The organism is Enterococcus rotai, from assembly GCF_001465345.1.
In the GTDB taxonomy this organism is placed as follows: domain Bacteria; phylum Bacillota; class Bacilli; order Lactobacillales; family Enterococcaceae; genus Enterococcus_L; species Enterococcus_L rotai.
In genome coordinates this window covers 686374-700548 of the sequence record NZ_CP013655.1, presented here as the reverse complement: position 1 = coordinate 700548, position 14175 = coordinate 686374, and the positions used below count along the sequence as shown (strand labels likewise).

At 39.3% G+C, this 14175-nt stretch carries 14 protein-coding genes; 11 read left to right on the top strand and 3 right to left on the bottom strand.

Going from position 1 to position 14175, the window contains the following annotated elements; all coding sequences use genetic code 11:
* Positions 1–80: 80 nt before the first annotated feature.
* From ATZ35_RS03365 to ATZ35_RS03330, 8 genes are all read left to right on the top strand, one after another.
* The gene (locus tag ATZ35_RS03365; protein WP_208929492.1) at positions 81–1646 is read left to right on the top strand and encodes an ABC transporter ATP-binding protein; all 1566 of its coding nucleotides are present in this window, start codon (positions 81–83) and stop codon (positions 1644–1646) included.
* Positions 1639–2772, top strand: coding sequence for an ABC transporter permease (locus ATZ35_RS03360; protein WP_208929491.1), 1134 nt, complete (start codon positions 1639–1641; stop codon positions 2770–2772). The genes ATZ35_RS03365 and ATZ35_RS03360 overlap by 8 nt, the downstream gene beginning before the upstream one ends.
* Positions 2772–3734, top strand: a complete 963-nt coding sequence (locus tag ATZ35_RS03355) for an ABC transporter permease (RefSeq protein WP_010770607.1) — start codon at positions 2772–2774, stop codon at positions 3732–3734. Before ATZ35_RS03360 ends, ATZ35_RS03355 begins: the two co-directional genes overlap by 1 nt.
* A gap of 132 nt (positions 3735–3866) precedes the next feature.
* Positions 3867–5033, top strand: coding sequence for a phosphopentomutase (gene deoB / locus ATZ35_RS03350; RefSeq protein ID WP_208929490.1), 1167 nt, complete (start codon positions 3867–3869; stop codon positions 5031–5033).
* 10 nt (positions 5034–5043) lie between these two features.
* Positions 5044–5862 (top strand): purine-nucleoside phosphorylase, encoded by an 819-nt coding sequence (locus ATZ35_RS03345; protein WP_208930414.1) that lies wholly within the window; start codon positions 5044–5046, stop codon positions 5860–5862.
* 25 nt (positions 5863–5887) lie between these two features.
* The gene (gene deoD, locus ATZ35_RS03340) at positions 5888–6595 is read left to right on the top strand and encodes a purine-nucleoside phosphorylase (RefSeq protein ID WP_208929489.1); all 708 of its coding nucleotides are present in this window, start codon (positions 5888–5890) and stop codon (positions 6593–6595) included.
* A 143-nt stretch (positions 6596–6738) separates the two neighbouring features.
* Complete coding sequence (locus ATZ35_RS03335) at positions 6739–7929, top strand: iron-containing alcohol dehydrogenase (RefSeq protein ID WP_208929488.1); 1191 nt, start codon at positions 6739–6741, stop codon at positions 7927–7929.
* Between the two features lie 31 nt (positions 7930–7960).
* The gene (locus tag ATZ35_RS03330; protein WP_208929487.1) at positions 7961–8296 is read left to right on the top strand and encodes a hypothetical protein; all 336 of its coding nucleotides are present in this window, start codon (positions 7961–7963) and stop codon (positions 8294–8296) included.
* A 46-nt stretch (positions 8297–8342) separates the two neighbouring features.
* On the opposite strand, the gene gpmA is transcribed toward ATZ35_RS03330, so the two are convergent.
* The 3 genes from gpmA to rpiA all read right to left on the bottom strand — a co-directional run bounded on the left by gpmA (position 8343) and on the right by rpiA (position 10630).
* Complete coding sequence (gpmA, locus tag ATZ35_RS03325; protein ID WP_086278219.1) at positions 8343–9029, bottom strand: 2,3-diphosphoglycerate-dependent phosphoglycerate mutase; 687 nt, start codon at positions 9027–9029, stop codon at positions 8343–8345.
* 206 nt (positions 9030–9235) lie between these two features.
* Positions 9236–9820 carry a recombinase family protein gene (locus ATZ35_RS03320; RefSeq protein ID WP_208929486.1) on the bottom strand — a complete coding sequence of 195 codons (585 nt, stop codon included), beginning with the start codon at positions 9818–9820 and terminating at the stop codon, positions 9236–9238.
* Positions 9821–9952: 132 nt separating this feature from the next.
* Positions 9953–10630: a ribose-5-phosphate isomerase RpiA gene (gene rpiA, locus ATZ35_RS03315; protein WP_208929485.1), complete on the bottom strand. Its 678-nt coding sequence runs from the start codon at positions 10628–10630 to the stop codon at positions 9953–9955.
* Positions 10631–10983: 353 nt separating this feature from the next.
* On the opposite strand from rpiA, the gene rpsL reads away from it, so the two are divergent.
* The 3 genes from rpsL (at position 10984) to fusA (ending at position 14100) form a co-directional block, all read left to right on the top strand.
* Positions 10984–11403 carry a 30S ribosomal protein S12 gene (gene rpsL, locus ATZ35_RS03310; protein ID WP_069641179.1) on the top strand — a complete coding sequence of 140 codons (420 nt, stop codon included), beginning with the start codon at positions 10984–10986 and terminating at the stop codon, positions 11401–11403.
* Positions 11404–11459: 56 nt separating this feature from the next.
* Positions 11460–11930: a 30S ribosomal protein S7 gene (rpsG, locus tag ATZ35_RS03305; protein ID WP_010761695.1), complete on the top strand. Its 471-nt coding sequence runs from the start codon at positions 11460–11462 to the stop codon at positions 11928–11930.
* 82 nt (positions 11931–12012) lie between these two features.
* A complete protein-coding gene (fusA, locus tag ATZ35_RS03300; protein WP_010766236.1) occupies positions 12013–14100 on the top strand; it encodes an elongation factor G in 2088 nt (695 codons plus the stop codon).
* Positions 14101–14175: the final 75 nt, after the last annotated feature.

The window sequence follows — 14175 nt, the reverse complement described above, 5'->3', positions numbered from 1 at the left end:
AAGCTACTTTATTTTTTTAGAAGTACCGTATTAATAGAGGATGTAAGTGTAAGTGATTAAATCGTTAGGAAGTGAAAAATGTGGCTCAGGAAAACTATGTAATTGAGATGCGTAATATCACTAAGCAGTTTGGAACATTTAAGGCCAATGATAATATCAACTTAACTGTTCGGCCTGGAGAAATTCATGCATTGCTTGGGGAAAATGGTGCGGGTAAATCTACCTTGATGAATATTTTGTCTGGTTTGTTAGAACCAACATCAGGTGAAATTTTTATGAATGGTTCAAAAGTTACGATCAATGGACCGACTGCAGCGAATCGTTTAGGAATTGGGATGGTTCATCAACATTTTATGTTGGTAGATGCATTCACCGTGACAGAAAATATTGTTCTTGGAAGTGAACCAACACATGCTGGTATTTTAGACCGTAAAAAGGCAACAGCAGAAATCAAACGTGTTTCAGAACAGTACGGGTTATCAGTAGACCCAGGTGCCTATATTCGTGATATCTCTGTGGGTGCTCAACAACGTGTGGAAATTTTGAAAACGTTGTATCGTGGTGCAGATGTATTGATTTTTGACGAACCGACCGCTGTTTTAACGCCGCAAGAAATTGATGAGTTGATTGAAATCATGCGTGGACTTGTTCAAGAAGGTAAATCTATTATCTTGATTACACATAAATTAGATGAAATCAAAAAAGTAGCGGATCGTTGTACGGTTATCCGTCGTGGTCAAAGTATTGATACAGTCAATGTTAAGGATGTCTCTTCACAACAATTAGCCGATATGATGGTGGGGCGTTCTGTTTCATTTAAAACAGAAAAAAAAGCTGCCGAGCCAAAAGAAGTCGTTCTTTCGATTAAAGATTTAGTGGTAAAGGAAAGTCGCGGCTTAGAAGCAGTTAAAGGTTTAAGCTTAGATGTACGTGCTGGTGAAGTAGTCGGGATCGCAGGGATCGATGGCAATGGTCAGACTGAATTGATTCAAGCACTAACAGGGTTACGTAAAGCTGAAAGTGGCTCAGTTGAGCTTAGAGGAGAAGCAATCACAAATAAAAATCCTCGAGCAATTACAGAAGCTGGTGTTGGTCACGTACCAGAAGATCGACACAAGTATGGGTTGATCTTGGATATGACGCTAGCAGAGAATATTGCATTGCAAACCTACTATAAAAAACCATTAAGTAACAACGGTGTTTTAAATTACAACCAAATCAATTCTTATGCGCGCAAGTTAATAGAAGAATATGATGTACGTACAGTAAACGAATTAGTTCCAGCTAAAGCATTATCAGGTGGGAATCAACAAAAAGCAATTATCGCTCGTGAGGTCGATCGCGATCCAGATTTGCTAATTGTTTCTCAACCGACTCGTGGTTTGGATGTTGGTGCTATCGAGTACATTCATAAGCGGTTGATCGAACAACGGGATAAAGATAAAGCGGTATTAGTCGTTAGTTTTGAACTGGAAGAAATCTTAAATGTTTCTGATCGAATTGCTGTCATTCATGCAGGGAAAATCGTTGGGATCGTTGATCCAAAAGAAACCAGTGAAAATGAATTAGGGCTCTTAATGGCAGGTTACTCATTGGAAGAAGCTAGAGCCGAATTGAATCAAAAGGCAGGTGAGGCAGTTGAATAATCGGTCAGAAAAACTACGGAATATTTTAGTTCCTATATTATCAGTGTTGATGGGATTTATTCTTGGCGCAATTATTATGCTTATTTCAGGTCAAGATCCGATTGCAGGCTATCAAGCGATGCTTAAGACTGCTTTTCAAAGTCCAAAAAGTATCGGTGAGATTTTTGTAACAGCGGGTCCGTTGATTTTTACAGCTTTAGGATTTGCGGTAGCAAACTCTGCTGGATTCTTTAATATCGGGCTTTCAGGGCAAGCGTTGTGTGGTTGGGTAACAAGTATTTGGGTAGCTCTAGCAATGCCGGACGCACCACGTTTAGTAGTATTGCCAACAGCGATCTTGGCAGGTGCTTTAGCAGGAGCGGCAGCCGCTGCAATTCCTGGTTTATTACGTGCATTTTTCGGCACAAGTGAAGTAATCGTTACGATCATGTTGAACTATGTTTTCCTTTATACAAGCACGCATATTGTGAATAATGTGATGTCAAAAGATTACATGAGCAACAAAGGTGTGACCAAAGTAATTGGAGAAAACGCGAGTTTACGTACAGGCTTTTTGAAAGAGCTGAGTAGTGGTTCCCGTTTGAATATCGGAATTATTATGGCACTTATTTTCTTAGTCTTGATTTGGTTCCTGATGAAGAAAACAACTTTGGGCTATGAAATTCGTTCAGTTGGATTGAACCCATTTGCGTCAGAATATGCTGGAATGAGCAGTAAACGAACTATTGTAATGTCTATGGTCATTTCAGGGACTTTAGCTGGTCTTGGTGGTGTGGTTCTTGGATTAGGTACATTTGGGAACTTCTTTGTTCAAGGTTCTTCATTGAGTATCGGTTTTGATGGAATGGCGATCTCCTTACTAGGAGCAGGTAGTTCGGTGGGGATCTTCCTGTCGGCGATCCTCTTCAGTGTACTGAAACTTGGCGGTCAAGGGATGCCTTTACGTGCTGGTGTTCCGATCGAATTAGTCGATGTCGTAATTGCTGCGATCATTTTCTTTGTCGCAATCAGCTATTTGATTCGCTTCTTATTGGCAAAAGCTTCAGGTAACAAAAAAGAAGTAGCCGTGGTTGAAGAATTAGTTGGAAAATCAGATCCGACAAGTCAAGAAGGAGGAAAAATCTAATGAATATTGCATTAATCGCTGTATTAGCGCCGATTATTACACAAACGTTGGTTTATTCCACTCCTTTGGTCTTTACGGCTTTGGGCGGGACATTTTCTGAACGTAGTGGTATTGTAAACGTAGGTCTTGAAGGTATTATGGTTATGGGTGCTTTCAGTTCGGTGGTATTTAACTTAACATTTGCTGAAACGTTTGGTGCAGCAACACCTTGGCTTGCTTGTTTAGTTGGTGGTGTAGTCGGGATGTTATTCTCGCTATTGCATGCAGTTGCAACGATCAATCTAAGAGCCGATCATATCATCAGCGGAACCGTAGTCAATTTGATGGCTCCGGCTTTAGGGATTTTCTTGATCAAAGTGATTTACGGAAAAGGTCAAACGGATACAATTACAGAATCATTTGGGTACTTTTCATTCCCTATTTTGAAAGATATTCCGATTCTAGGTGATCTATTCTTTAAACAAACGACCTTGCCAGCTTTTGTGGCAATCTTAGTCGCAATTTTGTCTTGGTTTGTGTTGTTCAAAACGCGCTTTGGTTTGCGTCTTCGTTCAGTCGGTGAAAATCCACAAGCAGCAGATACTCTTGGAATTAATGTTTATCTAATGCGTTATGCTGGCGTTTTGATTTCTGGATTTTTAGGTGGAATCGGGGGAGCCGTTTTTGCTCAAACAATTGCTGGACGTTTTGCCGTTACAACGATTGCTGGACAAGGATTTATTTCGATGGCAGCGATGATTTTTGGTAAATGGAATCCACTAGGTGCGATGGGCGCGGCATTATTCTTCGGCTTTGCTCAGAATATTAGTATTGCTGGCTCAAACTTACCAGTGATTTCATCAATCCCAGCCGTTTATTTACAAGCGGCACCTTATGTGTTGACCATTATCGTATTGGTCGTTTTCTTAGGAAAAGCATCTGGTCCAAAAGCTATTGGGAAGAATTATATCAAATCAAAATAAATAAATTAAGTATAAAAGGGCGGGCTATGGGAAGTTATCTTAAGTCATGCCCTTTTTATAATAATTACCAGACTAGTTTTACAGAATGAACAGGTAAAGCTTTAAACCAAAATAAAAGAAAGAAGGATGGTTATGTTTAAACGTGTGCATTTAGTAGTAATGGATTCAGTTGGGATCGGGGAAGCGCCTGATGCTGAAAAATTTGGTGATGTCGGTAGCGATACGTTAGGTCATATCGCAAAAGAAGCCGGTTTGACGATTCCAAATTTAGAAAATCTAGGTCTAGGAACGATCGCGCCTTTGCATAATGTAGAAGCTGTTGCGGATCACAAAGGCTACGCAACAAAATTAGAAGAAATTTCAGTAGGGAAAGATACGATGACAGGGCACTGGGAGATCATGGGTTTGAATATTCAAAAACCTTTCCGTGTATTTCCAGATGGATTTCCAGAAGAATTATTAAAACAAATCGAAGAATTTTCAGGTCGTAAAATTGTTTGTAATAAACCATACAGCGGAACAGCCGTGATCGACGATTTTGGTCCACATCAAATGGAAACAGGTGATTTGATTGTTTACACATCAGCTGATCCAGTCTTGCAAATCGCAGCTCACGAAGAGATCATTCCTTTGGAAGAATTGTATCGTATTTGTCAGTATGTTCGTGATATTACCAAAGACGAGCCTTATATGATTGGCCGTATTATTGCTCGTCCTTATCTTGGCGAACCAGGTAATTTTACTAGAACAAGTAATCGCCATGATTATGCCCTAGATCCATTTGGTCAAACAGTCCTAGATTCCTTGAAAGATAATGGGAAAGAAGTGATTGCTGTTGGAAAAATCAATGATATTTTCAACGGTCAAGGGATCACAGACTCTGTTCGTACGAAAAGTAATATGGACGGTGTCGATCAATTGCTTAACGTAATGAAACGCGATTTTGAAGGCTTGAGTTTTACAAACTTAGTTGATTTTGATGCGTTATATGGTCATCGCCGTGATGTAGTAGGATACGCCCATGCAATCGAAGCATTTGATTTAAGACTTCCTGAAATCATTGATGCAATGGAAGAAGACGATTTATTAATGATTACAGCTGACCACGGAAACGATCCAACATTCCCTGGGACTGACCACACTAGAGAGTATGTTCCATTATTAGTTTACAGCAAGAAAATGAATGGCCAAGGAAGCTTACCCCAAGGTCATTATGCAGATATCTCAGCAACGGTGGCTGAAAACTTTGCTGTTCCAAAAACTGAAAATGGCGAAAGCTTCTTAAATAAACTGGTATAGGAGAAAAATGATGACAAAACTAAGTGAAATGTTAAAAGAGACAACTAGTTTTTTAAAAGAAAAAGGAATTAAGGAAGTAGAATTTGGTTTGATCTTAGGTTCAGGATTAGGCGAATTAGCAGATGAAATAGAAGATGCGATTGCTATCCCGTTTTCTGAAATTCCCCATTTTGCTGTTTCTGCCGTTGTTGGCCATGCAGGTAAACTAGTTTATGGTACACTTTCAGGAAAAAAAGTGTTAGCAATGCAAGGGCGTTTCCACTATTATGAAGGTCATTCAATGCAAACTGTGACGTATCCAGTCCGTATGATGGCAGCGATCGGAGCGCATTCTATTATTGTAACAAACGCTGCTGGTGGAGTGAATGAGAACTTTACACCAGGGAATTTGATGTTGATTACAGATCATATCAACTTTACTTTCGATAATCCGTTGATTGGTGAAAATGAGGATGAAATGGGTCCGCGTTTCCCAGATATGAGTCATGCCTATACACCAGAGTATGCTGAGGTAGCAAGAAAAGTAGCGAAAGCGCAAAATGTACCATTGCAGGAAGGTGTCTATATGGGTTTTTCTGGACCAACTTACGAAACACCTGCTGAAATTCGTATGTCTCGTGTAATGGGAGCAGATGCGGTGGGGATGTCGACCGTTTCAGAAGTTATTGTTGCGGCTCATAGTGGGCTGAAAGTTCTGGGAATCTCATGTATTACTAACTTAGCTGCGGGTATGCAAAGTAGTTTGAATCATGCTGAGGTTGTGGAGACGACAGAGCGTGTGAAGGGGCAATTTAAAGAATTAGTTAAAGCGGCATTAGCGGCATTATAAACTGTATGATTAAAGGAGAAAAAGTATGAGTGTTCATATCGAAGCAAAACCAGGTGAAATCGCAGATAAAATTTTACTGCCAGGAGATCCATTACGCGCAAAATATATTGCCGAAACATTTTTAGAAAATCCGGTTTGCTACAATCAGGTCAGAGGAATGTTAGGTTACACAGGGACCTATAAAGGTGAACGAGTTTCTGTTCAAGGAACAGGAATGGGGATGCCTTCAGCGACTATTTATGCGCATGAATTGATCAATTCATATGATGTGAAAAAATTGATTCGTGTGGGTACCTGTGGTTCGATTTCTGAGAAAGTGAAAGTTAGAGATTTGGTGATTGCACAAGCAGCCGCAACGCCGTCATCAATGATCCGTAATGATTTTCCTAAGTACGATTTCCCGCAAATCGCTGATTTTGATTTGCTGTTGAAATCATATACAACAGCGAAAGAAAAAGGCTTTGTTACGCATGTAGGAAACGTGTTGTCAGATGATGTTTTCTACAAAGATAGCATGGATGGTGTATTTGAATTAGGTAAATTAGGTGTTTTAGCAATTGAAATGGAAGCTGCAGCCTTATATTACTTAGCAGCTAAATTTGATGTGCAAGCCTTAGCAATCATGACCGTTAGTGATAGTTTGGTAACGGGTGAAGAAACAACTGCTGAAGAACGCCAAACAACCTTTAACGATATGATCGAAGTTGGTCTTGAAACAGCAATCAACAGTTAATGATAATAATTAGTAAAACAGCTCCTGATTCTAGACGGAGCTGTTTTTATACCCCAATTTAATCGAGTGACTGTATTTCTTGACACTCCTTTTTGATGGACTATCATAGAGTAAGAACCCTAAATTGAATGGAGGAAGAACTATTGGATAATTTCAGATTTTACGTACCGACAGATATTCGTTTTGGAAAAGATCGTTTAACAACAGAATTAACAGATGTGTTGAATGTTTATGGCAAAAATGTATTGTTAGTTTATGGTGGCGGAAGTATTAAAAGAAACGGGTTGTACGATCAAGTAATCGGTTTGCTTGGGCAAAATCAAAATAAAGTTGTGGAATTAAGTGGCGTTGAACCAAATCCTCGTATCGAAACGGTTCGTCATGGCGTGGCATTATGTCGTGAACATGATGTAGATGTGATCTTAGCTGTTGGTGGTGGGTCAACCATCGATTGTGCCAAAGTAGTTGCGGCAGGTTTTTATAGTGAAGAAGACCCGTGGACAGTCATTGCTGGACGAAAAGGGTTTCAAGGGGATGCCTTACCGCTCGTTACGATTTTAACATTAGCTGCGACAGGTAGTGAGATGAACGTTGGGGCAGTGATCACAAATTTAGCAACGAATCAAAAATTAGGTGTTGGTGGCCCTGCGATGATGCCAAAAGTTTCTTTCTTAGATCCAACAACAACCTTTACGGTACCAGCGTATCAAACAGCAGCTGGTTCTGCGGATATCTTAAGTCATTTGTTTGAAAGTTACTTTAATGTAACAGAAGGCACCGACGTTCAAGATTTTGTTTCAGAAGGCTTGATGCGTGCGGTGATTAAAAATTGTCCAATTGCACTTGTTACACCTGATGATTATGACGCCCGTGCTAATTTGATGTGGTCAAGCAGCTTAGCGTTGAATGGTTTGACAAGAAACGGGAAACATGGTGTTTGGTCCTGTCATGCAATGGAGCATGAGCTAAGTGCTTTTTATGATATTACTCATGGAATCGGTTTGGCTATTTTAACTCCGCGTTGGATGAATTATGTACTTTCGGAACAAACAGTCGCTAAATTTGCTCAGTTTGCCCATAATGTATGGGGAATTATTGAGAAGGATCCGATGCTTGCAGCGAAAAAAGGAATTCAAGCAACCTATGATTTCTTCAAAGCGTGTGACATTCCGATGACATTGCCAGCAGTTGGGATCGATGAGGAAAAATTTGAAGAAATGGCGAAACAAGCAGTGGCACACAGTACGATCAAAACAGATGCGTTTGTTCCGTTAACTGAATCAGATGTTGAAGCGATCTACCGTGACTGTTTGACAGAATCTAGTTTTGTTTAACAAAAAATGACTTGAGAAGAGGAAAAATCCTATGAAGCAGTTATTTGATGAAACATATTCCGAAAACCGGACACTTTGGTACGCTTATTTTAAGAATATAGAACAAAAGGATTTAATAGAAACAATCTGTCGAATTGTTCAAACTGATTTAAAGGGATCTACTGATGTTCAAGCAACAAGTTGGATATTTTACCGTGAAGAGTTACAAAAAGATGCGCTAGAGGAGGAAGTAAGATCTTCGATCATGGTGCGTTTTGTAGACGGACGATATTATGTTCACTATAATATGTCTGATTTTGAATTTGTAACACAGCGTGAAATGATTGAGAAATGGCTTGGACGTTTAAAAGAACGTTTAGAAAATTAAATAAAAAGACCACTGAAACTGCATGATTTCAGTGGTCTTACTTTTTTTATAAGTAGTATTTTTTCGCTACTGTTAGGTCATCGTTTAATTCATAAACAAGTGGTTGACCTGTTGGAATTTCAAGATCCATAATATCTTCATCTGAAATACCCTCGATATGTTTTGCTAAAGCACGTAAAGAGTTACCGTGAGCTGCTACTAAGACAGTTTTGTTGTCTAATAAAGCAGGAGCGATTTGATCTTGCCAGAATGGTAATGCACGTTCTAGAGTCACTTTTAAGTTTTCTCCACCAGGAACATCACGTTGATCTAGCATTGCATAACGACGATCGTTTGCAGCTGATCCTTCATCATTTGCATCCATCAATGGAGGTAATGTATCGTAAGAACGGCGCCAAATGTGTACTTGGTCATCTCCATACTTTTCAGCAGTTTCTTTTTTGTTTAAACCTTGTAATTTACCATAATGACGTTCGTTTAAACGCCAAGATTTGATTTGAGGAACCCATAACTGATCTGAATGTTCTAAAAGTAAGTTACATGTTTTGATAGCACGAGTTAATACAGAAGTGTAGGCTACATCAAATTCAATTCCAGCTTCTTTGATTTTGCGTCCGCCTTCGATTGCTTCTTCAACACCTTCTGGTGCTAAATCTACGTCAGCCCATCCAGTAAATTGATTCAATGCATTCCATTCACTAAGTCCATGACGAGAAAATACTAATTTTGGCATGTATAGCTCTCCTTTGAGTTGTAGTTTCTGAAACTTTCATTTCCTTTTCTATTGTACACCGTTTTAAAATAGATTTCCATTGTAAATTAGTGAAATGAGTAATTATCTAAAGTAAGCTAGCGCTATAGGAAAGGATATAAATAAAAGAGACTGCGGCATTTTTTGCTACAGTCTCTTAGTTATTCACTACCATCATATTTTGGGTACTACTGAGAAAGCTTGGCAAGTTCCGTTTCGGATAAATTGATGTACTTGTAGCAAGTTCCCACAGAAACATTACATTTTGAAGAAATAAACTGAATCGTTTCTTTCTTTTCATGATACAAATGACGGATTTTTTTAATAGTACGTGCATCTATTTTTGGGCGTCCGCCGATTTTCCCGTTTTTTCGAGCATTATCTAAGCCAATTAAGGTTCGTTCTTTGATTAAATCACATTCCATCGCAGCTAAACCGTTCATCAACTTGAAATAAATTTCGCCCATCGGATCACGAGTATCGATTTCCTCATCAATGCTGACTAAATGAATACCTGATCCTTTGAATGTTTGGGTTAACTCTGTGAGTTGTCGAGTTGAACGACCTAAACGGTTCAATCGGCAAATGACTAAAGTATCACCAGCAGCCAAACTGTTGAGAACAGTCTCTAGCTCGGAAATAACGTGAGTGTCATTTGTGACGTCAAAAGATTCTTGATAGATGTCATCGCAGCCGTAATCAGACAGCACTTTGATTTGAGTATCAAGATCGTCGTCAGTAATTGTTGTACGCGCATAACCAATTATTTTCATCGTTCGTCCTTTCTAGTACAAAAGTAAAGTTGAATACTAAAAATGTAGCATAAAAACGGACGAAATGATAGTTGTTTTTTTATCTAATTTTAATCTTTTTGTTCTTTTTCAAATCAGATTCAAATGTTTTTTTTATTTTGGGACATGGATTGTATTCGGACCAGCCTCGCCACCTACAATCACAGTTGAAACAATTTGAAGAAATAAACCATGCTCAACGACGCCGACTAACTGATCTAAATAAGCTCCAAGAGCAATAGGGTCATCGATTTCTTCTAAATGAAGATCAATGATGTAATGACCGCCATCTGTAATTAGCGTTTCACCATCAGTTGTTGTGCGTAAAATGGGTGAATAGCCTTTTTCTTCAAATAAACGTACTAATTGTTGGCTGCCGTATGGAACGACTTCAACAGGTAGAGGGAATTTGCCAAGTTTTTTTACAAGTTTTGATTCATCAACAATCCAAATGCATTTTTTTGAGTAGGTTGCCACAATCTTTTCAAATAGTAAAGCTGCACCGCCGCCTTTGATTCCTTGGAAATCTTCACTGATCTCATCAGCGCCATCGATTGTTAGGTCAACATAAGGAACCTCATCGATCCCTTTTAAAGGGATACCTAGTGCTTGCGCTTGACGCTCAGTTTCTTTTGATGTCGTGACACCTACGATCGATAAGCCTTCCTCTTTTACACGTCGCCCGATTTCATCCACCATGAATTTTGCCGTAGACCCGGTACCAAGGCCGACGATCATACCATCTTCTACATATTTTGCTGCTTCGATTCCTGCCATTTGCTTAAGATTCATCCGTTTGTTTGCCCCTTTCAAATAATCAAAGATATTGTACCGTTAAACGAAAAAAAAAGATAGAATGATTTATGGAATTACCGATTTTCTTCTATATAAGTGCCAACTTAAATAAAGAAGTAAAAAAAATACTCATTTTACTAGAAAAAAGCTGACAAGTGGTTGACAGACCCATATTATCGTGCTATCCTAGCAAAGGTGCTTTATCTACAGGTCTCTCGTTAGAGACGTGCTGACTGTCTATCGAAGCATATTTGATAATGAGTGCAGAGATTGCATTATTTTTTATCGCTAAAAAAGAACCACCTGGATGTGTGGAACTAGATGCGAAATGAGGAAGGAGGAAACAAGGAATGCCTACAATTAATCAATTAGTACGTAAACCTCGTAAATCAAAGGTGGAGAAATCTAATTCACCAGCGTTGAACAAAGGATATAATAGTTTTAAGAAAGCCCAAACAAACGTAAACTCACCACAAAAGCGTGGGGTTTGTACTCGTGTGGGAACAATGACACCTAAAAAACCTAACTCGGCTTTACGTAAATATGCCCGTGTTCGTTTGTCTAACTTAATCGAAGTAACAGCTTATATCCCAGGTATTGGTCATAACTTACAAGAACATAGCGTGGTACTATTACGCGGTGGACGTGTAAAAGATTTACCAGGGGTACGTTATCATATCGTACGTGGTGCGCTTGATACAGCCGGTGTTACAGATCGTAAACAAAGCCGCTCTAAATATGGTACTAAAATGCCTAAAGCAGCTAAATAATTTGACAATCACTAAGGTATTATACAATAAAGAATTTTCGGAAGGAGGAGTTACGGATGCCACGTAAAGGTCCTGTTACAAAACGCGATGTTTTACCAGATCCAATTTATAACTCAAAATTAGTAACTCGCTTGATTAACCGTGTAATGGTTGATGGAAAACGCGGGATTGCTGCTAATATTATCTATAATTCATTTGATATCATCAAAGAATCTACAGGTAACGATCCATTGGAAGTTTTCGAACAAGCAATGAAAAACGTTATGCCTGTCTTAGAAGTAAAAGCTCGCCGTGTTGGGGGTTCTAACTACCAAGTACCAGTTGAAGTTCGTCCAGAACGTCGTACAACTTTAGGCTTGCGTTGGGTTGTTAACTATGCTCGCCTACGCGGTGAACATACAATGGAACAACGTCTAGCGAAAGAAATCATGGATGCAGCCAATAACACTGGCGCTTCAGTTAAAAAACGTGAAGACACTCACAAAATGGCTGACGCTAACCGTGCGTTTGCACATTATCGTTGGTAAAATCCTCTCTGTATGTAAGTTAACTTTACGACAGACAGTCACTTTACAATCGATTTAAATAAAGAGAGGAGAACACCCTAGAATGGCAAGAGAATTTTCGTTAGAAAACACTCGTAATATCGGTATTATGGCTCACGTTGATGCGGGTAAAACAACAACAACAGAGCGTATTTTATACTACACTGGTAAAATCCATAAAATTGGTGAAACGCACGAAGGTGCATCACAAATGGACTGGATGGAACAAGAACAAGAACGTGGTATTACCATCACATCAGCTGCAACAACTGCTGAGTGGAAAGGTTACCGTGTAAACATTATCGATACACCAGGACACGTGGATTTCACTATTGAAGTTCAACGTTCACTACGTGTATTGGATGGTGCTGTAACCGTTCTTGATTCACAATCAGGTGTGGAACCTCAAACTGAAACAGTTTGGCGTCAAGCAACTGATTATAAAGTTCCACGTATTGTTTTCTGTAATAAAATGGATAAAATCGGTGCGGATTTCTTATACTCTGTAAACTCATTACATGATCGTTTACAAGCGAATGCTCATCCAATCCAATTACCAATTGGTTCAGAAGATAACTTTACAGGGATCATCGATTTAATTACGATGAAAGCTGAAATTTATACAAATGACTTAGGTACAGACATTCAAGAAACTGAAATTCCAGAAGAATACATGGATCAAGCAGTTGAGTGGCGTGAAAAATTAGTTGAAGCAGTAGCTGAAACTGATGAAGACCTAATGATGAAATATCTTGACGGTGAAGAAATTACTATCGAAGAATTAAAAGCGGGTATCCGCCAAGCAACGATCAACGTTGAATTCTTCCCAGTAATGTGTGGGTCTGCCTTTAAAAATAAAGGTGTTCAAATAATGCTTGATGCAGTACTTGATTACTTACCATCACCACTTGATATTGATGCAATCAAAGGTATCGACGTTAAAACAGACGAAGAAACAACTCGTCCTGCAGATGACGAAGCTCCTTTTGCTTCATTAGCATTTAAAGTTATGACTGACCCATTCGTAGGTCGTCTAACATTCTTCCGAGTTTATTCTGGTGTCCTTGAAAGTGGTTCATACGTATTGAACGCTTCTAAAGACAAAAAAGAACGTATCGGTCGTATTCTACAAATGCATGCAAATACTCGTAAAGAAATCGATAAAGTCTTCTCAGGCGATATCGCAGCGGCTGTTGGATTGAAAGATACAACAACTGGTGATACTTTATGTGCGATGGATGCGCCAGTTATTCTTGAATCAATCGAGTTCCCAGAACCGGTTATCCAAGTAGCTGTTGAACCTAAATCAAAAGCCGACCAAGATAAAATGGGGATTGCTTTGCAAAAACTTGCAGAAGAAGATCCATCATTCCGCGTTGAAACAAACGTTGAAACTGGTGAAACAGTTATCTCTGGTATGGGTGAATTGCACTTAGACGTATTAGTAGACCGTATGAGACGTGAGTTCAAGGTTGAAGCAAACGTTGGTGCTCCACAAGTATCATACCGTGAAACTTTCCGTGCGCCTTTAACTCAGGCAGAAGGTAAGTTTGTACGTCAGTCTGGTGGTAAAGGTCAATACGGACATGTCTGGGTTGAATTTACACCAAACGAAGAAGGAAAAGGTTTTGAATTTGAAAATGCCATCGTCGGTGGTGTGGTTCCTCGTGAATACATCCCAGCGGTTGAAAAAGGCTTGGCAGAATCTATGAACAACGGTGTTCTTGCTGGATATCCATTAGTGGATATTAAAGCAAAACTTTACGATGGTTCATACCATGATGTCGATTCAAATGAAACAGCCTTCCGTGTAGCTGCTTCTATGGCACTACGTGCGGCTGCTAAGAAAGCTAATCCAGTTATCTTAGAACCAATGATGAAAGTAACGATCACTGTACCAGAAGATTACTTAGGTGATATCATGGGACACGTTACAAGTCGTCGTGGACGTGTTGAAGGTATGGAAGCACACGGTAACTCACAAATCGTTAACGCGATGGTGCCTCTAGCTGAAATGTTCGGCTACGCTACAACATTACGTTCAGCAACACAAGGTCGCGGTACGTTTATGATGGTCTTTGACCACTATGAAGATGTACCAAAATCTGTACAAGAAGAAATTATCAAGAAAAATGGCGGAAACAACGCATAATAGTTAAGAAATTTGCGCAAGCTTATTTATGACTAGGATTTTCTGTGGATTTCGGTTAAACTAATTAAAGATGAT

Bases quoted from the DNA above. Each gene is read 5' to 3' on its own strand.
- ATZ35_RS03355 (WP_010770607.1), top strand. From the start codon at position 2,772: ATGAATATTGCATTAATCGCTGTATTAGCGCCGATTATTACACAAACG.
- deoB (WP_208929490.1), top strand. From the start codon at position 3,867: ATGTTTAAACGTGTGCATTTAGTAGTAATGGATTCAGTTGGGATCGGG.
- ATZ35_RS03345 (WP_208930414.1), top strand. From the start codon at position 5,044: ATGACAAAACTAAGTGAAATGTTAAAAGAGACAACTAGTTTTTTAAAA.
- deoD (WP_208929489.1), top strand. From the start codon at position 5,888: ATGAGTGTTCATATCGAAGCAAAACCAGGTGAAATCGCAGATAAAATT.
- ATZ35_RS03330 (WP_208929487.1), top strand. From the start codon at position 7,961: ATGAAGCAGTTATTTGATGAAACATATTCCGAAAACCGGACACTTTGG.
- gpmA (WP_086278219.1), bottom strand. From the start codon at position 9,029: ATGCCAAAATTAGTATTTTCTCGTCATGGACTTAGTGAATGGAATGCA.
- ATZ35_RS03320 (WP_208929486.1), bottom strand. From the start codon at position 9,820: ATGAAAATAATTGGTTATGCGCGTACAACAATTACTGACGACGATCTT.
- rpiA (WP_208929485.1), bottom strand. From the start codon at position 10,630: ATGAATCTTAAGCAAATGGCAGGAATCGAAGCAGCAAAATATGTAGAA.
- rpsL (WP_069641179.1), top strand. From the start codon at position 10,984: ATGCCTACAATTAATCAATTAGTACGTAAACCTCGTAAATCAAAGGTG.
- rpsG (WP_010761695.1), top strand. From the start codon at position 11,460: ATGCCACGTAAAGGTCCTGTTACAAAACGCGATGTTTTACCAGATCCA.
- fusA (WP_010766236.1), top strand. From the start codon at position 12,013: ATGGCAAGAGAATTTTCGTTAGAAAACACTCGTAATATCGGTATTATG.